We start from the raw sequence: 17,247 nt of genomic DNA, 5'->3' as shown, positions 1-17,247 counted from the left end.
CGGTAGGGCACGTGGCGTGATCGTCGCGGCTCTCGCCGCAGCGCTCGTCCTGGGCGGCGCGCTCCCTGCTTCCGCCGACGACCCGCCTCCCCCGGTCTCAGGTGCGGGATCCGACGCTGTGAACGACATTCTGGACCGTTGGCGATGGGATGTCGCGACATCCTCCGGTCTCACCGTGAACTACTCGGGCATCGGTTCCCTCGCGGGTCGAGCGTACTTCCACGCAGGATGGGTCGACTTCGCGCTGGACGCGCAACCGTCCGTCCCGGCGTCGGGTGGCAGTGCGCCAGAGAGCCGGTCCCACGCGGGCGTGCCCGCCGTTGGCAGCGGGCTCGCGCTGGCCTACCAGCTGTGGGCCGACGGCACGTGGATCACCGACCTCCGGCTGTCGAGCTCGACGATCGCGGGGATCTTCACCGGCACGATCACCGCCTGGAACGATCCGGCCGTTCAGGCGGACAACCCCGGGGTAGCTCTCCCCGCCACCCCTGTCGTCCCGGTCCTCCGCAGGGATTACTCCGCCACGACGTTGCTGCTCACGGAGTGGCTCGCGGCCGAGCAGCCCGCCGCGTGGTCGGCATTCACCGTCGCGAACGGGATGCCCGACGCGCCCGCCGCGGTGCTCCCCGTGTTTCCGGGAGCCCGCGACTTGGCGGGTTCCTACGGTGTCGCAGGCTACGTTGACCAGGTCTACGGCGCTGGTGCGATCACCTACGTCGAGAACGCCTACGCCCAGGAGCTCGGACTCACGGTCGCGCAGGTGCAGAACGCGTCAGGAGCTTTTGTGCCACCTGCGCCGCAGGCCGTGACGGCTGCGCTGCGCAGCGCGCGCATCGATCGCGACCCGATGTCGCCCGGGTACGGCAGCCCCGACTTCCAGCCCGTCTTTGACTCCACCGACCCACACGCGTATCCCCTCTCCCACTACTCGGAGATCCTGCTCCCCACCCAGGAGAGCACGCACTTCAGCGCATCCAAGGGTGCTGCCCTCACCGCGTTTACCGCCCAGGCCCTGTGTGCCGGCCAACAGTGGGCCGCGCCACTCGGATACGCCGCACTCCCGATGAACCTCGTGGCGCACGGCTTCACCGAACTCGCGCGCATCCCCGGGTCGACAGTGGCACTCGATGTCGCAACCTGCGCCAACCCCGCGAACACGGGCGGAGCGATCTCGCCCCTCTTCGGTGAGTTCGACTCCACCGCGGGGGCGTCGGCGACCGTCGTGAACGGCAACCTCGTCATCCGCGCGACCCCCGCGCACGCCGGAGCCACCGTGGATGTCTGGGTCGAAGGCGAAGCGACGCCCCGCCACACGGGTGTCGCGCTGAACACCTCGGGGTCGGCCACCCTGAGCTCGACGGTGCCGGCGGGCCGGAAGGTCGCGCTGACGCAGGGGACATCCGTCCTTGCGTGGCTGTCCACGGCGGATGTCGAGTACCTCGAACCTTCTGACGCGACGCACGCTGCCACGAAGGTGACGATCCCCACTCCCGCGCCGGGCACCACCTCGGTGACGATCCCGGCGGGGGCAGCCCAGGCGAATCAGACCTTCAGTGCGCTGGGATGGTCGACCCCCACGTCTCTCGGCCAGGTCACGACCGATGGCACGGGAGCGGCGACGATCGATGCTTCGGCGCTCGGCCTCGGAGACCACACGATCGCCCTGGTCGACGGGTCGGGCGAGTACGTGGCGTGGGGAACGGCGACCTTCACCGCCGCGCCCGCCGAAGGCGACCTCGAGGTCAATGTCACGGCGACCGGCGTCTTCTCCCTCACCGGTGTCGCGACCTCGGTCAATCTCGGCGACGTCCAGCGCGGAGAAGTGACCTCGGCGGCCCTGCCGAACTTCACCGTCATCGATGACCGAGCCCTTCTTCCCGGATGGACGCTGACGGCGGCGGTCGATACGTTCATCAACGGTGCCGCGGGTGGCGACCAGATTCCCGCATCGGCCCTCTCGATCGCGCCGGCGATCGTGTCGGGCGAGTCGGCCGGTCTGAGCCTTCCCGGTTCGCCGTTGACTGGCTCGGGCGTCTTTGCCGAGGGTGCGTTGAACTCCTCGACGTTGGAGGCGGGCACGGTATTCAACGCCCTGCTCAGTTTCGCGGCGCCTGCGACGGCGAAGGCTGGCACCTATACCTCCACACTCACCCTCACGCTGGTTTCGAAGTAGCGGGTCACCCGCCGGAGCCGAGCGCGACCCGAGGGAGGAAACCTCTTGTAGAGGCGAGCGACACGTGTCGTTAAGGTGGTGCACTCTTCTGCTTCGTGCACCTGTGGGCGAATAGCCCAGTGAGCAGTTCACCCGAATCCGCGCGCGCCCACGGGTCCCTCTTTGCCGCTATCGCCGCCGTCGTCATCGCGCTGATGGCACTCCTCGTCGGCCCGGTCGCACCGGCTCACGCCGAGGACACGATCGGCATCTCCGCCCGCCCCGCGGGGGCGGACGGCGCAGCGGACGGCCGTACCCGGTTCGCCTACAAGACCGATCCAGGCCAGAAGATCGACGACTACTTCCTCGTCGCGAACCCCGGCACCGTCGTGCAGAACTACATCGTGATCGGCACGGATGCCTTCAACGACGACGCGGGTGAGTACGCGCTGCTCGCGACATCCGAAGAGCCCGTCTCGATCGGTCAGTGGGTGCGCTTCGAGAACGGCGATCGGCGCATCGAGTTCGCCCTCGCGCCCGGTGAGAGTCGGCTACTGCCGTTCTCGATCGAGGTGCCGACGAACGCCACACCCGGCGACCACGCGGGGGGCCTCGTCGCGTCAGTGGTGACGCCGGGTGACGAGGTGACGCTGGATCGCCGGGTCGCGACTCGGCTCTACGCGCGGGTCGCGGGACAGTTGCAGCCGCAGCTGTCCATCAGCGCCCTGGATGCCGAGTACCTCGGCGACTGGTGGAACCCCTTCAACGGCACGGTCCGGATGTACTACACGGTGCGCAACATCGGCAACGTGGCCCTGGCCACTAACACGTCCTTCGGAGTCGATACCTGGTTCGCGATTCCCGCCGCGACACCCTCCGGCGATGGGCTCCCTGAACTGCTGCCGGGGGCCGCGCGCAATGTCTCCGTCGATGTCCCCGGGGTGGCCGCCTGGCTTTACCTCGCGCCGTGGGTCGAACTCAAACCCTTCGTCGACAGTCCCGACCCTGCCAATGCGCTTCCGGTCGATCCCACGTCGCGGAGCACGATCCTCATCGCGATGCCCTGGCCCCTCCTGATCCTCGCGGCTCTCATCGCGGGCGGCATCCTCCTCGCCGGTTGGCGCCGCCGCCGCGAGGCGCAGCGAGCAGAGGAGTGGGAGCGCTTCACGGCGCGCGAAGCAGAGCTTCGGGCCGCCGAGCAGACGCTGGTGGACGCGCCGTCAGGGTCCACCGATCATCGAGGGTCAGCGTGAGCCGCCCCGCGCGTCAGGCCGGGGCTCTCCTCACACGCTGGCAGCCGACCTCTCTCGCGGCGTTCCTGGTCGTGACGTTCCTTCTCGTCGCGTCCCTCATTCCCGCCGCAGCAAGCCACGCGGAGGACGACGACACGGGCGGGACGTCGGTCTCGGTCGAGGTCACCGAAGACCCGACACCGACGCTCTCGCCGCCTTCCCCGCGCCCCGATCTGGCCACGCTCGGCGTCGCGGGCGCGTCCTTGCACTTCGGCGATCAGCAGGTAGCGGTGGGACGGAACGTCGCAGCGAACGGCGTCGGGCTGGTCTTTTCCCGCGGCGGCTATCGCGTGGAGATCTGGGGCCGAGACGGGCAGGGCGTGTCCCTTCGCGTGGACAGCAACGGCAACCTCATCGTCGACAGCGGCGGGTCGCTGTTCGTGAAGGCAACGGGATTCCAGCCGGGCACGCCCGCCGCGGTCTACCTGTACTCCACGCCGACCCTGCTCGGGCAGCTCACGACCGACTCCTCGGGGAGCTTCAGCGGTTCGTTCGCGGTTCCCCCCGGCACCTCGGCCGGGGTGCACCAGGTGCAGGTCGTCGGCACGGTCGAGACCAACCAGCCCGCTGTGCTGACCGCGGGTCTCCTCATCTACGCGTCTCCCGGCACCCCTCCGTCCACGGTCACCCAGCCGGTCAACACGGGCGGCACGAGCGGCAGCAGCTCGGGCGGTGCGACCGTCGTGCAGACACCCGTCACAGGCGACGGCGACATCGACTCCGAGCCCGGAACCCTCAACCTCGGGATCTTCTCGATCAGTGCCCTGCACGCCGTCGCCGAGCCCTCCCTGTCTCTGACAGGTGGCGCCGTGAATCTCTCCTTCACCGTCCTCAACAACTCCGCCAGCGCCTTCAACGCTGACGCGCGCTTCTGGCTCACGAGTCTGTTCGGGCAGCCCATCGGTGCCATCGACGGGATCCCGGTCGCCGATCTGCAGCCGAATGAGGCCCGACGCGTCACCGCGAGGTTTGAGAACGTCGGAAACTGGGTGCTCTATCGCGGCTACGTCACCTTCACGCCCCCCGAGGTCGTCGACAACACCGAGCTGGTCCCGATCACCCGCGAAGCCACCGTCTTCGTCCCGCCGCCGGCCGCCCTTCCCGTGATCGGCATCGCGGCGCTCGCCGCGCTGGCCATCGTCGTGTGGCTCGCGGTGACCGGCCGGCTGTGGTTCCTGCTCGGATGGCGACGTGACGAAGACGACGACGATCCGGCGGATGCCGGTGGGCCGACATCCGCGCCACCGGCACGTGAACTGGTCGGGAGTGGGGCGCCGTCGTGACCGTCACCGACGACCCGGGCACGGCCACCTCCGAGCGATCGAAGTGGTGGCAGAATCTGCCCTTCGTGCGCCCCGCCGCCAAGACGGGAGCCGAAGATGGGCCTCCGGCTCCGCCCACCCCTCCGACCCGGCGCTCGAAGCCGCCCAAGCCTCCGCGGCGGCCCCCCGTCAGGCAAGCGCCCCTGCCCCCGCTCGGTCCCGGCCAGCAGTATCTGCGCAGTTCTTTGATGGTGCTAGCGGTGCTGATGATCGCGCTGGTGCTGAGTATCACCCTTCTCGGTCAGGTGCGTCACTACGCTGCGCAGCAGCAGCTCAGCGACTCCTTCCGTGAGCAGTTGGCCGAGGGGATCGCACCTGTCACGGAAGGTGACGTCAATGACGTGCTTCTCGCCGACGGCGCACCCGTGGCCATTCTCGATATCCCCTCCATCGGGGTTCATGAGGTCGTCGTCGAAGGCACCGATTCCGAAGTCACTCAGCTGGGGCCGGGTCACCGGCGAGACACCGTGCTGCCTGGCCAGGCCGGCATCAGCGTCATCATGGGGCGAGCTGCCGCGTACGGGGGACCGTTCGGCCGCATCCAGCAGCTCGACCCAGGCGAGACCTTCACGGTGATCACCGGTCAGGGTGAGCACGAGTACGAAGTCATCGGGCTGCGCTTCGCGGGAGACCCCGCCCCGCCGGCGCTTCAGGCCGGCGACGCACGCATCGTGCTGGTTTCTGCCCGTGGACTCCCCTACCTTCCGGTCGCGACCGTACGTGTGGATGCCGAGCTCGTGAGCGATGCTCAGCCGACGGGGTTGCGGCAGACCCGTTTCGCCACACTGGATCCGGCTGAGAAGGAGATGCAGGGCGACGCGTCGATGCTGTGGGCCTTGGTCTTCGCCCTCCAGTTCCTGATCGTCGTCGAGGTTGCTGCAGTGTGGTCGTACCGGCGCATCGGCCCTACCCGAACCTGGATCGTGTTCGTGCCGCTCGCTCTCGTCGCGTGCCTGTGGGTCGCGGGCGAGATCTCCCGGCTCCTCCCGAATCTCATGTAAGGAATCCCATGAACCCGAACGAGATCAGCGAAGAGAAGACCACCGTGCTCCCCGTGCAGGATGCCGCGGCATCCGGCACCTCGACGGTGGTCGTCGACGGCCCGCCCGCCCCGCCGCAGGGCTTTGTACCTCCCGCACGCCCGGTCGCATCCGCCGGATCCGAGGCTCCAATACCGTCGGTCGGGGGGCGCCGAGGTCGCCGGTCTGGGACCGACCCGCGGGGCAAGGGTGCCAAGACCCGTCGCAACAAGCACTCGTGGGTGACTGCGGACGCCCCGCTCGCGCAGCTCGAAGGCCGCAACGTCTCGGCCTGGTTCGGGGAGCGCAAGGTGCTCGACCGTATCTCGCTGACGATGCCGGCCGGTCAGGTGACGGCGCTCATCGGACCGTCAGGATGCGGAAAGTCCACGTTCCTGCGCATCCTCAACCGGATGCACGAGCTCGTGCCGTCGGCATCCCTGGCCGGTGAGGTGCTCCTGGACGGCGACGACATCTATGACGCCTCGCGCAAGCTCGTCGATGCGCGCAAGTCGATCGGGATGGTCTTCCAGAAGCCCAACCCGTTCCCCGCGATGTCGATCTACGACAACGTGATCGCCGGGCTCAAGCTCACCGGGCTCAAGGCGGCACGGGAGGAGAAGGACGAGCTCGTCGAGACGTCGCTGATCAAGGCGGGCCTGTGGAAAGAGGTCAAGGATCGCCTGCGCGCCCCCGGCGGCGGCCTGTCGGGCGGTCAGCAGCAGCGCCTGTGCATCGCCCGCTCGCTCGCGGTCAAGCCCCGCGTGCTGCTGATGGACGAGCCGTGCTCCGCGCTGGACCCGACCTCGACCCGCGTGATCGAAGAGACGATGGTCGAGCTGAAGGAGGAGGTCACGATCGTCATCGTGACCCACAACATGCAGCAGGCTCAGCGGGTCTCGCAGCAGTGCGCATTCTTCCTGGCCTCGCAGGGCACGCCCGGCGTGATCGTCGAGCACGGCGACACCGAGGCCATGTTCAGCGACCCGATCGACCCGCGCACGTACGACTACGTCAACGGTCGCTTCGGCTGACCGCCCGGGTGGCTGAGGCTGCCGAGGTGGCGAACGTGGCTGAGGTGGCGACGTAGCGTGGGCGGCTGGGTCGCGTGAGTCAGCGTCAGCTCGCCGCGGTCTCACGCCCGCGCGCATAGCCGGCGTCGAAGCCCCGCTCATACGCGCGCTCGTCGTGACGGTGCCCGGAGTTCCCGCGCTTGCCGCGGCCGCGGCAAGCGCGGCAGTGAGGTGCGTAGTCGGGGTCGGGCTCGAACGCCGGTCCGAATCCCGAGCGGAGGCCGGAGCCGAAGCCGCGTCCGAAACCCGGACCGAATCCGGGCCCGAACGGACGGCCGGAGCGTCCGCGCCCGAACCGGCCGAACCCGGCAAGATCGTCGATGTCGTCGACGTCGTCGCCGCCGAGTTCCCGGGCTATCGCCTGGAGTGATGCGATGGTCGTGGCGTAGTCCGCGGGTGAGACGGCACTCGACACGCGCTCACGGATGCCCGACACGGCCTCGGCGAGGCGTTCCTTCATCTCGCGACCGGCGTCGGTGAGCGACCACTCGCCCGATCCGTTCTGCTCGATCCAGCCGCGCTTCTCGAGTCGACCCATCCGCTTGCCCGGGGCTGTTCGAGCCCAGGCATGAGTGCCGTCGATGATGTTCAGCAGCATCCAATCGCGGCGATCCGCGCCGAAACCAGCGAGGCGGGTGCCGAACTCGCGGGTGATCAGCATGTCGACCAGGCGCAGCCAGTAGCCGAGCGGGCGGTCACCTGCGGGGGAGGTCTCTTCGTTGTGTTCTTCATGGGTGTTCATGGTGAATCCTCTCTGGCGGGCGAAGTCCGCGTCATTCCCGGCGCGCCCGATTGGCGCTGCTCCGGAAGTCCATGTACAAATGCATGTACTTGTATGGTGACATATAGCAGTATCCATGTCAATGCGCATGTAAATTGGAGGGATGCCGAGTTCGTCTTCCGACCCCGTCGACCAGATTGCGACAGCCCTCGTGCGGTTGCGCGGACGCGGCGGGCCGCGCGGGTGGGCGCCACCCGGCTCGCACGGGCACCACCCGCACGGTCGCGGTGCAGCCGACCGCGGCTCCGTTGGGGACCGGCCGGCCGAGCACGACGAGTCATCCCGCCGACGCCGGCGCGACGAACCCGGCTTCGGCCCCCCGGGGGGCTGGGGGCCGTGGATGGGCCCGATGGGGCCGATGGGTCCACGGGGGGGCGCCGCGCGCATCGCAGGCCCTGCACGAATGCGGGTGCTCGAGGCCCTCGCATCCAGTGATCGCCCGCTGACCGTCAGCGAGCTCGGCGAGGCGATCGGGGTCGACCAGCCCCGCGCGTCACGCCTCGTGCAGCAGGGGGTCGAGTTCGGACTCGTGCGCCGTGAGGCCGATCCGGACGACGCCCGGCGCACGCGCATCGTCCTCACCGACAAGGGTTCGGCTCTCGTTCGCGGATTCCGGGATCAGCGCCGCGATGCGATCACGACGGCGTTGGCATCCTTCACGGATGCCGAGCGCATCGATCTGGCGCGCCTGCTGACGAAGCTCGCCGACGCCTGGCCGACCTAAGGGTCGGAGGCATCACGGGGGAACAACGGATGCCGAGTGGATCATCCTGCTTTGAGGAGTTTCCTGCCTGGACGGTGTGACGTCAGCGGGCTGCGGAACTACGCCGCCCCGCGCTTCGGCAGCCGAACGAACAGCAGCAGGATGAGCCCGAGCAGCAGCACGAGAGCGATTCCCAGCACGCCGTAGATCGTGGCCCCGAACAGGGTGATCGCCAGGGCCCACATCAGCGGGGAGAGGAAGCTCGCGACGCGACCGGTCGTTGCGTAGAGGCCGAAGATCTCGCCCTGCATCCCCGTCGGCGTCACGCGGGCCAGCAGCGATCGACTGGCCGCCTGGGCGGGACCGACCATCGACGACAGCAGCAGCCCGCCGATCCAGAACACCACGACACCCGCGGACTGGAACGCGAACACCACCAGAGCCATGACGACAAGTGTCGTCAGTGCCACCACGATCACCGACTTCGCGCCGAAACGGTCGTCGAATCGTCCCGCGATGATCGTGGAGATACCGGCGACGACGTTCGCGGCGATCCCGAAGATCATGACCTCGTTGGCGGTGAACCCGAACGACACCGACGCGAGGATCGCTCCGAACGCGAAAACCCCCGCCAGTCCGTCGCGGTAGACCGCGCTTGCGATGAGGAACCAGAAGGTGGGGCGGTGCTCCCGGTACAGGTGGGCGATGTCGACGAACAGCGCAACGTAGCTCTGCACGAAGCTGATCTTGCGCCCCGGAGCCGTGGGCGGCGGTTCGGGAACGTTGAGGAACAGCGGAATAGCGAACACGATCGTCCACACGGCGCAGCCGACGGCGATAAGGCGGTAGGCGAGCCCGTTGCTCGTGTCCATTCCAAACCAGTCGGCGAACGTCAGGGCCACGACGATCACCAGCGCAACGATTCCACCGATGTATCCCAGGCCCCACCCGAGCCCGCTCACGCGGCCGACGGACTTCGGAGTCGACACCTGCACGAGCAGGGCGTTGTAATTCACTCCCGCGATCTCGCTCGCGATCGCGCCGAGGGAGAGGACGATCGCGCCGTACCAGAAGAAGGCCGGGTCGGCGAAGGTGAAGAACAGCGCGAACTGAAGCAGAGCCAGCAGAATCGTGAAGATGCCGAGCCAGCGCTTCTTGCTCCCTCGTCGATCGGCCTGTTGGCCGAGCACGGGGGCCAGCAGCAGGATCAGAAGACCCGCCGCGAAGGTCGCCCAGCCGTAGCCGCTCGAGAGGTCGGCGAGGCCTTGGCAGTACGGGCTTCCCGCATCGGCGTCGAGGGCGCAGTCGATGCTGCCGTCGGCGTTGAGCGCGGCGATCTCGGGGGGCAGGAAGCTGTCCGAGACGAGGTACAGGGAGGCGAAGACGAAGGTCAGGATGACGGAGTTGAACGGCTGCGTCGCCCAGTCCCAGAACGCCCACGACACGACCTGCTTGCGGGGGATGTCCCGTTCCTCGACCGAGTCCTGAAAGAGCACTGCGACGCTCTCGAGAGCATCCGTGTCGGTGGTCGGCGGGGGAGTCGGCACACCCAGCGGGTCGGATGCCGAAGGGCCGTTCGCGCGGAGTTCGGGCTCACTGTCGCTCATTCGCCATACGCTAGGGCCACGGGGTGAACATTGGGTAGCCCCGAGGTGGGAGACTAGAGGCATGCCCGTCCACGTGGAGCGCGCCGAACTGCCCGGTATCGGCATCCGTCACGACATCCTGACCGACGACGGCCGTCGTCTATCGGTGGTGAACTTCCGCGACGGCGGCCGCGAGATCGCGATCTCGGACGAGGACGACCCGGACCGCTGCGGCGACACGCTCGCGCTCACGGATGACGAAGCCACCGCCCTCTCGGAGGTGCTCGGCGGGTCGTTGATCCTCACTCAGCTCGCCGGCCTTCGCGAAGCCGTCGCCGGTCTTCACATGGAGCAGATCCCCGTGCGGGCTGACTCCCCCTATGTCGGTCGTCCCCTGGGGGACACGAAGGCGCGGACGCTCACTCGTTGCTCGATCGTGGCGATCGTGCGGGAGACGGGCGTCATTCCCGCGCCGGGCCCCGCCGATCTGCTGCTCGCGGGTGACACGCTCGTCGTCGTCGGCACCCGCGAAGGACTCGAGCACCTGGTCCGGATCCTGAACGGCGCCTGATCGATGCATGACGGCGCGCTGCTCTTCTTGGAGATCGGCGCACTTCTGTTCGGCATCGCGCTGCTCGGGCGGTTGGCGGGACGCATCGGAATCTCGCCCATTCCCCTCATCCTTCTGGGCGGACTCGCCTTCGGCGAGGGAGGGATCCTGCCGATCTCACAGGGCGAGGAGTTCATCGAGGTCGGAGCCGAGATCGGCGTCATTCTGCTGCTCGTGATGCTCGGCCTCGAGTACAACGCAAAAGAGCTCATGGGGAGCCTCAATCGCTCCCGCGTGGCCGGCGCGCTGGACATGGTGCTCAACGCGATTCCAGGCGCCATCGCCGGATTCCTGCTCGGGTGGGGGCCGATCGGCGCCCTCGTGCTCGCGGGTATCACCTGGATCTCGTCATCCGGTGTCGTCGCGAAGCTCCTGCAGGACCTCGGACGCCTGCCCAACCGCGAGACGCCGACAATCCTGTCGATCCTTGTCATCGAGGACCTCGCGATGGCGTTCTACCTGCCCATCCTGACGGCGGTGCTGGTCGGAATGGATCTCGGGGCCGGCGTGATCAGCGTCACGATCGCGCTCGCGGCGGTTCTCGTCATTCTGTGGGTGGCCCTTCGGCACGGTCCCCTCGTGTCGAAGCTGGTCTGGTCCAAGCGCGCAGATGTGCTCCTGCTCTCGGTGCTCGGGCTCACGCTCATCGTGGCAGGGCTGGCCGCGGAGGCGAACGTGTCAGCGGCGGTCGGTGCCTTCCTCGTCGGCATCGCGATCTCGGGTCCGGCGGCGGAACACGCGACGCAGGTCCTGACGCCGCTGCGCGACCTGTTCGCGGCGGTGTTCTTCCTATTCTTCGGTCTGTCGACCGACCCCGCTGACCTTCCGCCGGTGCTCGTTCCCGCCCTCATCCTGGCGATCGTGACGATGGCGACGAAGGTGCTCACCGGGTATGTCGCCGCACGCAAAGCCGGCATCGCTGAACCCGGCCGCTGGCGTGCCGGGTTCGCGCTCACGCCGCGGGGGGAGTTCTCGATCGTCATCGCGGGACTCGCCGTCTCGGCGGGAGCAGACAGGTCCCTCGCGGCGTTTGCGACCGCCTACGTGCTCATCACGATCGTCGTGGGGCCTCTTCTGGCGCGCATCCCCGACACTCCGTGGTTCGACCGCTGGGCGAAAGAGCGCCAGAAGGCGCGACGGATGCGGCAACGCGCGGCGGCGGCAGAAGGCTGACGGCATCCGGAGTCGGACGGTACGGTGTGGACATGAGCACGCCTGCGGCGCCCGACTCGCCCCGAGGCGACACCGCGTCGGGGAGTTCGGAAACCCCCGCGGCGCACAGCGACCAGAGCCGCTCCCCTACGCAGCGGCGCTACGATCGGCTCTTCAACACCGGCGGCAGCCGCGCAGTCGGCGCCTACCTTCGCGAGCGGGTCTACGCCACCTTCACAGGCCTCGCGATCGTGCTGGTGGTCTCGCAAGCCGATCACGCGGATGCCGATCACGCGCTGCTCGCGCTGTTGTTCGGCGTGCTGGGCATCACGATCGCGGGCCTCGTGTCCGATGTCGTCTCCCACCTGGCGGTGGGGGGGAGTTCCCCCACGGGGCAGATTGGATCGTCCTGGTCCGCGTCGCCGCCGGGGGCCCGTCGACGGTGGTGGTGCCGGGCGGGCTCGTGCTGCTCGGGTGGCTCGAGATCATCCCGCTCTCGACGGCCATGACCGCCGCCGCCGCGGTGTACATCGCGACGCTCGCGCTCATCGGATGGCTTGCGGTTCGCCGGTCGCACGCGAAGTGGTGGGAGCGTGTGCTGGCCCTCGGCATCCTCGTGGCGCTCGGCCTGCTCGTGATCGCGCTGCAGACCGTCGCCAAACTCGTCTGACAGTCGCGTCGCGGATGGCGAGCAGTCAGATGCGGCGCCGACGGTAGTCCTGCTCCAAGATGGCGTACACGGCAGTGTCGACCCACTCGCCTTTGAGCCAGAGATTCTCCCGCAGGTGCGCCTCGTGCCGCATGCCGAGTCGTTCGCATACCGCGGCCGACGCCTCGTTGCGCGGGTCGAGCTCCGCATACACGCGGTGCAGGCCGAGCTCCTCGAAGGCGAGCCGCAGGATGATCTCCGCCGCCTCGGTCGCGTAGCCCTTGCCCCGTTCGCCAGGCGACAGCAGCCATCCGATCTCGGCGGTCCTGTCATCCGTGCTCGCGAGCTTCACATACAGGGTGCCGACGAGACGTCCTGCCGCATCGCGGATCGCCGGCTGCACGTAGTCCCCACTGTTCTCGAGTCGGTCGTGGGCGCCATCACGCTCGATGGCGGTCGCGACCTCGTCGCGGGTGCGGGCGCTGTAGAGCATGTACCGCACGGTCGTCGGATCGCCCTGGATCGCACTGAGGGCGTCGAGGTCGTCGGCGCGCAGCAGATCGAGCGTCACTCGCTCGCCGCTGAGTGGAGTGAAGTGCCAGGGAAGGGTCACGGCTTCATTATGACTCCCACGAAACTTGATATGACTCGACTCAGGTTCGGTTGACAGGGGGCGGCCCGCTCGCTACGCTTGAGTCATCGCGACTCAACCTCGTGCACTCACGCGGTCTGCCGCGAGTCGACTTTCATCCGGAACACCGCTTCCACAGAAACAAGGAGAAACAGATGCCACGTGCAGTGGGAATCGACCTCGGAACCACCAACTCCGTCGTCAGCGTCCTCGAGGGCGGCGAGCCCAAGGTCATCGCCAACGCCGAGGGCTTCCGCACCACCCCGTCGGTGGTCGCGTTCACCAAGGACGGCGAGGTGCTCGTCGGCGAGACCGCCAAGCGCCAGGCCGTCACCAACGTCGACCGCACCGTCTCGTCGGTCAAGCGCCACATGGGCACGACCTGGACTTTCGATGTCGACGGCAAGAAGTACACGCCGCAGGAGATCTCGGCGCGAATCCTGGCCAAGCTCAAGCACGACGCCGAGCAGTACCTCGGAGACTCGGTGACGGATGCCGTCATCACGGTTCCCGCGTACTTCAACGACGCCGAGCGGCAGGCCACGAAGGAGGCCGGCGAGATCGCCGGTCTGAACGTCCTGCGCATCATCAACGAGCCCACCGCTGCGGCGCTGGCCTATGGCCTTGACCGCGGGAAGGAGGACGAGCTCATCCTCGTCTTCGACCTCGGTGGCGGAACCTTCGACGTGTCCCTGCTCGAGGTGGGTAAGGACGATGACTTCTCGACGATCCAGGTGCGCGCCACCGCCGGCGACAACCGCCTCGGCGGTGACGACTGGGACCAGCGTGTCGTGGACTACCTGATCAAGCAGTTCAAGGACACCACCGGCGTCGACGTCTCGGGCGACAAGATCGCGCTGCAGCGCCTCAAGGAGGCTGCCGAGCAGGCGAAGAAGGAGTTGTCGAGCTCGGCATCCACGAGCGTCAACCTCCCCTACCTGTCGCTCACGGAGAACGGTCCGGTGTCGCTGTCCGAGACGATCACCCGCGCCAAGTTCGAAGACCTCACCAAGGACCTGCTGGACCGCACGAAGAAGCCGTTCGAGGACGTCATCCGTGAAGCCGGCATCAAGGTGAGCGACATCGACCACGTCGTGCTCGTCGGAGGATCGACGCGTATGCCCGCCGTCAGCGACCTCGTCAAGAAGGAGACCGGTGGCAAGGAGCCCAACAAGGGTGTCAACCCGGATGAGGTGGTCGCCGTCGGCGCCGCCCTCCAGGCCGGTGTCCTCAAGGGCGAGCGCAAGGATGTGCTGCTCATCGACGTGACCCCGCTGAGCCTCGGCATCGAGACCAAGGGCGGGATCATGACCAAGCTCATCGAGCGCAACACGGCTATCCCGACCAAGCGCAGCGAGACCTTCACGACCGCAGACGACAACCAGCCGTCGGTCGCGATCCAGGTTTTCCAGGGCGAGCGCGAGTTCACCCGCGACAACAAGCCGCTGGGGACCTTCGAGCTCACGGGTATCGCTCCGGCGCCGCGCGGGATTCCGCAGGTCGAGGTCACCTTCGACATCGACGCGAACGGCATCGTGCACGTGTCCGCGAAGGACAAGGGCACGGGCAAGGAGCAGTCGATGACGATCACGGGTGGCTCGTCGCTTCCCAAGGAGGACATCGAGCGCATGGTGCGCGAGGCCGAAGAGCACGCCGCCGAAGACAAGAAGCGCCGTGAGTCCGCCGAGACGCGCAACCAGGCTGAGACCCTCTCGTACTCGATCGAGAAGCTCATCAAGGACAACGAGGACAAGCTGCCCGAAGAGGTCAAGACCTCGGTGCAGGCGGATGTGGATGCCCTCAAGGCGGCGCTCGCAGGAGATGACGACGACGCAGTGAAGGCTGCGTTCGACAAGCTCAACCAGAGCCAGTCCCAGCTGGGTGAGGCCATCTACCAGGCGGGCCAGGCTGCGGGCGAGAACCCCGACCCGGCTGCGAACGAGCCGGGTGCCGGGACCGTTCCGAACCCCGACGAGGACGTCATCGACGCCGAAGTCGTCGACGACGAAGACGAGAAGAAGTAACCAGAGATCATGGCAGGCAAGGACGACGAAGAGCCCACACGTTCGGAGAAGGACTCCGGAGTCGGACCTGGCGGCAGCGCCCCTGACAGCGCGAGCGCTGACGGCGAAACCGCGGCACCGGGGCCGGAGGACACCACCTCCGGTCCCGGCGCCCCCGGCGCCGAACCGGACGACCTGACGGTCGACGACATCCTCGGTGCCGCCCAGTCGGCGGATGCCGCAGCGGCAGAGGATGTCGTGCTCGCCGACCTGGAGTCGGCGTTGCTGACCGACCTCAAGAGGCTGCAGGCGGAGTACGCGAACTATCGCCGCCGTACGGAGGAGCAGCGAGAAATCGAGATCGAACGCGCCAAGGGCGCGGTCGCCAAGGGCTTCATCCCGGTTCTCGACGATCTCGACCGCGCCGAGAAGCACGGCGATCTCGAGGAGGGCACGCCCTTCGCGGCGATCGCGGAGAAGATCCGCACCGTCGCCGAGCGGCTCGGGGTCACCTCCTACGGCGAGGCGGGCGAGGTGTTCGACCCCCAGCAGCACGAGGCGATCTTCCAGCAGCCCACTCCCGGGGCGACGGAGACGACGATCCTCGAGGTCGTGGAGGTCGGGTATCGACTCGGATCGATCGAGCTTCGCCCAGCGAAGGTCGTCGTCGCCGTGCCGGCTGAGTAGCACGGAGGACAACCGATGGCCAGTCAAGACTGGTTCGACAAGGACTTCTACAAGGTCCTCGGCGTCTCGAAGGATGTCTCCGCAGCGGACCTGAAGAAGACCTACCGCAAGCTCGCGCGGCAATACCACCCGGACTCGAACGCGGGCGATGCCACGGCTGAGGCGCGGTTCAAGGAGATCAGCGAGGCCTACGCGGTGCTGTCGGACCCCGAGCAGCGCGAGGAGTACGACCAGATCCGCGCGATGGGTTCGGGCGCCCGCTTCACGGCGGGCGGGCAGGGCGCCGGCGGCTTCGAGGACGTCTTCAGCCGATTCGGGCAGAGCCGCGGCGGGTACAGCTACGAGAGCGCGGACTTCGACGACATCTTCTCGATGTTCGGCCAGGCCGGAGGGGGCTCGTTCGGTTCGGGACGCTTCGGTCAGGCATCCGGTGGCTTCCGCGGCTACGGCGGTCCGACGCGGGGGGCGGATGTCACCGCTCGCACGACGATCGACTTCGTCACCGCCACGAAGGGCGAGACCATCACGCTGCAGTCCGAGGACGGGCACCCCTTCAAAGTGAAGATTCCCGCGGGCGTCGCTGATGGACAGAAGATCCGACTGCGCGGGCGCGGCCGTCCCTCGCCCGATGGGGGAGAGAACGGCGACATCGTCGTACAAGTCACCGTCCGCCCGCATCCGGTCTTCACCCGCGACGGGCTGAACCTGCGCGTGGTCGTTCCCGTGACTTACACCGAGGCGGTGTTCGGAGCGACGATCGAGGTGCCGACTCTCGGCGGAGATCCGGTGAAGCTGCGCGTTGCCCCGGGCACCCCGTCCGGGCGCGTCCTGCGCGTGAAGGGCCGGGGCGTGCAGACGCAGAAGGGTACCGGCGACCTCCTGGCCGAAGTGCAGATCGCTGTTCCCACGCACGTCGACGGTGCCGCACGCGAGGCCCTGGAGAAGTACCGCGAGGTCGAACCGAAGGAGAACCCCCGCGCCGATCTGCTCGCGCGCGCGGCGGGATGAGCAGTCGAGCTGAGGACATCCGATCGAGAGGAGGAGAAAGGACGATGAGAGGCCCTCATCTTCGCCGATTCCCCTCGTGCCGAGGGGGTGGGCTCGATGCCTGAATCCGAGATCGACGACGAAGCCCCGATTCTGGCGATCGCGGCGGCGGCTGAGCTCGCGGGCATGCATCCGCAGACGCTGCGGCAGTACGACCGGCTGGGTCTGGTCGTCCCCGCCCGGACGCAAGGCGGATCGCGGCGGTACTCGTTGCGCCATGTCGAACAGCTTCGGGAGATCGCACGGCTGTCGGGTGAAGGGATGAGCCTTCCCGGCATCGCCCGCATCCTCGAACTCGAAAACCGCGTCCGTGAGCTTCACATGCGTGTCCGCGATCTCGAGGCTCGGGTCGAGGCGGAGCTTGCCAGCCGGCCCGGCGCGCGGGTCTTCGCCGCCGGCACCAGCGGCTCGGTGATCACCCTTCGCCACGGTCGGCGAGTGCGCCGCGCGACCGAACTCGTGCTGTGGCGGCCGCGTCATGGGTTGCCGCCAGCGCCCGATGCCCCCGACGAAGACTGATTTCGCGGGCGGCGCCTGCGC

At 68.0% G+C, this 17,247-nt stretch carries 17 protein-coding genes; 14 read left to right on the top strand and 3 right to left on the bottom strand.

The genetic code is table 11. The features are described 5' to 3' along the window. Window positions 1-16: 16 nt before the first annotated feature. The 5 genes from AC3ENO_RS04835 (at window position 17) to pstB (ending at window position 6,819) form a co-directional block, all read left to right on the top strand. Window positions 17-2,173 (top strand): substrate-binding domain-containing protein, encoded by a 2,157-nt coding sequence (locus AC3ENO_RS04835; protein ID WP_434969491.1) that lies wholly within the window; start codon window positions 17-19, stop codon window positions 2,171-2,173. 119 nt (window positions 2,174-2,292) lie between these two features. Further along, window positions 2,293-3,405, top strand: a complete 1,113-nt coding sequence (locus tag AC3ENO_RS04830; protein WP_434969490.1) for a COG1361 family protein — start codon at window positions 2,293-2,295, stop codon at window positions 3,403-3,405. Next, a complete protein-coding gene (locus AC3ENO_RS04825) occupies window positions 3,402-4,727 on the top strand; it encodes a hypothetical protein (protein WP_434969489.1) in 1,326 nt (441 codons plus the stop codon). Before AC3ENO_RS04830 ends, AC3ENO_RS04825 begins: the two co-directional genes overlap by 4 nt. Before the next feature lie 245 nt (window positions 4,728-4,972). After that, the gene (locus AC3ENO_RS04820; protein ID WP_488185764.1) at window positions 4,973-5,767 is read left to right on the top strand and encodes a sortase; all 795 of its coding nucleotides are present in this window, start codon (window positions 4,973-4,975) and stop codon (window positions 5,765-5,767) included. Window positions 5,768-6,027: 260 nt separating this feature from the next. Beyond that, window positions 6,028-6,819: a phosphate ABC transporter ATP-binding protein PstB gene (pstB, locus tag AC3ENO_RS04815; protein ID WP_434969631.1), complete on the top strand. Its 792-nt coding sequence runs from the start codon at window positions 6,028-6,030 to the stop codon at window positions 6,817-6,819. An 85-nt stretch (window positions 6,820-6,904) separates the two neighbouring features. Here the strand turns inward: pstB and AC3ENO_RS04810 are convergent, their stop codons facing one another. Beyond that, window positions 6,905-7,600, bottom strand: a complete 696-nt coding sequence (locus tag AC3ENO_RS04810) for a hypothetical protein (RefSeq protein WP_434969487.1) — start codon at window positions 7,598-7,600, stop codon at window positions 6,905-6,907. A 442-nt stretch (window positions 7,601-8,042) separates the two neighbouring features. Between AC3ENO_RS04810 and AC3ENO_RS04805 the strand changes: the two genes are divergently transcribed. Further along, entirely contained in the window at window positions 8,043-8,363 is a 321-nt protein-coding gene (locus tag AC3ENO_RS04805) for a MarR family winged helix-turn-helix transcriptional regulator (RefSeq protein ID WP_488185763.1), read from the top strand. A gap of 98 nt (window positions 8,364-8,461) precedes the next feature. Here AC3ENO_RS04805 and AC3ENO_RS04800 read toward each other — a convergent pair whose 3' ends face one another. Then, window positions 8,462-9,949, bottom strand: a complete 1,488-nt coding sequence (locus tag AC3ENO_RS04800; RefSeq protein WP_434969486.1) for an MFS transporter — start codon at window positions 9,947-9,949, stop codon at window positions 8,462-8,464. Between the two features lie 61 nt (window positions 9,950-10,010). On the opposite strand from AC3ENO_RS04800, the gene AC3ENO_RS04795 reads away from it, so the two are divergent. The 4 genes from AC3ENO_RS04795 to AC3ENO_RS04780 are packed head-to-tail and all read left to right on the top strand — an operon-like array spanning window position 10,011 to window position 12,360. Beyond that, complete coding sequence (locus tag AC3ENO_RS04795; RefSeq protein WP_434969485.1) at window positions 10,011-10,499, top strand: cation:proton antiporter regulatory subunit; 489 nt, start codon at window positions 10,011-10,013, stop codon at window positions 10,497-10,499. A 3-nt stretch (window positions 10,500-10,502) separates the two neighbouring features. Then, window positions 10,503-11,711 carry a cation:proton antiporter gene (locus AC3ENO_RS04790; RefSeq protein ID WP_434969484.1) on the top strand — a complete coding sequence of 403 codons (1,209 nt, stop codon included), beginning with the start codon at window positions 10,503-10,505 and terminating at the stop codon, window positions 11,709-11,711. A 32-nt stretch (window positions 11,712-11,743) separates the two neighbouring features. Beyond that, window positions 11,744-12,199, top strand: coding sequence for a hypothetical protein (locus AC3ENO_RS04785; protein ID WP_434969482.1), 456 nt, complete (start codon window positions 11,744-11,746; stop codon window positions 12,197-12,199). Beyond that, the gene (locus AC3ENO_RS04780) at window positions 12,196-12,360 is read left to right on the top strand and encodes a hypothetical protein (RefSeq protein WP_434969481.1); all 165 of its coding nucleotides are present in this window, start codon (window positions 12,196-12,198) and stop codon (window positions 12,358-12,360) included. Before AC3ENO_RS04785 ends, AC3ENO_RS04780 begins: the two co-directional genes overlap by 4 nt. Before the next feature lie 25 nt (window positions 12,361-12,385). Here AC3ENO_RS04780 and AC3ENO_RS04775 read toward each other — a convergent pair whose 3' ends face one another. Continuing rightward, window positions 12,386-12,952, bottom strand: a complete 567-nt coding sequence (locus AC3ENO_RS04775) for a GNAT family N-acetyltransferase (protein ID WP_434969480.1) — start codon at window positions 12,950-12,952, stop codon at window positions 12,386-12,388. Between the two features lie 173 nt (window positions 12,953-13,125). On the opposite strand from AC3ENO_RS04775, the gene dnaK reads away from it, so the two are divergent. The 4 genes from dnaK (at window position 13,126) to AC3ENO_RS04755 (ending at window position 17,226) form a co-directional block, all read left to right on the top strand. Beyond that, window positions 13,126-14,994, top strand: coding sequence for a molecular chaperone DnaK (gene dnaK / locus AC3ENO_RS04770; protein ID WP_434969479.1), 1,869 nt, complete (start codon window positions 13,126-13,128; stop codon window positions 14,992-14,994). Between the two features lie 9 nt (window positions 14,995-15,003). Then, entirely contained in the window at window positions 15,004-15,660 is a 657-nt protein-coding gene (locus AC3ENO_RS04765; protein WP_434969478.1) for a nucleotide exchange factor GrpE, read from the top strand. Window positions 15,661-15,675: 15 nt separating this feature from the next. Beyond that, window positions 15,676-16,668, top strand: coding sequence for a DnaJ C-terminal domain-containing protein (locus AC3ENO_RS04760; protein ID WP_434969477.1), 993 nt, complete (start codon window positions 15,676-15,678; stop codon window positions 16,666-16,668). A gap of 96 nt (window positions 16,669-16,764) precedes the next feature. Next, a complete protein-coding gene (locus AC3ENO_RS04755) occupies window positions 16,765-17,226 on the top strand; it encodes a heat shock protein transcriptional repressor HspR (RefSeq protein ID WP_434969476.1) in 462 nt (153 codons plus the stop codon). Window positions 17,227-17,247: the final 21 nt, after the last annotated feature.

The sequence above is a fragment of the Microbacterium sp. bgisy207 genome (assembly GCF_057706855.1).
Note: the sequence above shows the minus strand (reverse complement) of the source record. Positions and strands in the feature narration are given on the sequence as shown.

Coding starts and splice junctions, on each gene's coding strand:
- AC3ENO_RS04820 (WP_488185764.1), top strand. CDS start 4,973: ATGATCGCGCTGGTGCTGAGTATCACCCTTCTCGGTCAGGTGCGTCAC.
- AC3ENO_RS04810 (WP_434969487.1), bottom strand. CDS start 7,600: ATGAACACCCATGAAGAACACAACGAAGAGACCTCCCCCGCAGGTGAC.
- AC3ENO_RS04805 (WP_488185763.1), top strand. CDS start 8,043: ATGCGGGTGCTCGAGGCCCTCGCATCCAGTGATCGCCCGCTGACCGTC.
- AC3ENO_RS04800 (WP_434969486.1), bottom strand. CDS start 9,949: ATGAGCGACAGTGAGCCCGAACTCCGCGCGAACGGCCCTTCGGCATCC.
- AC3ENO_RS04795 (WP_434969485.1), top strand. CDS start 10,011: ATGCCCGTCCACGTGGAGCGCGCCGAACTGCCCGGTATCGGCATCCGT.
- AC3ENO_RS04790 (WP_434969484.1), top strand. CDS start 10,503: ATGCATGACGGCGCGCTGCTCTTCTTGGAGATCGGCGCACTTCTGTTC.
- AC3ENO_RS04785 (WP_434969482.1), top strand. CDS start 11,744: ATGAGCACGCCTGCGGCGCCCGACTCGCCCCGAGGCGACACCGCGTCG.
- AC3ENO_RS04780 (WP_434969481.1), top strand. CDS start 12,196: ATGACCGCCGCCGCCGCGGTGTACATCGCGACGCTCGCGCTCATCGGA.
- dnaK (WP_434969479.1), top strand. CDS start 13,126: ATGCCACGTGCAGTGGGAATCGACCTCGGAACCACCAACTCCGTCGTC.
- AC3ENO_RS04765 (WP_434969478.1), top strand. CDS start 15,004: ATGGCAGGCAAGGACGACGAAGAGCCCACACGTTCGGAGAAGGACTCC.
- AC3ENO_RS04760 (WP_434969477.1), top strand. CDS start 15,676: ATGGCCAGTCAAGACTGGTTCGACAAGGACTTCTACAAGGTCCTCGGC.
- AC3ENO_RS04755 (WP_434969476.1), top strand. CDS start 16,765: ATGCCTGAATCCGAGATCGACGACGAAGCCCCGATTCTGGCGATCGCG.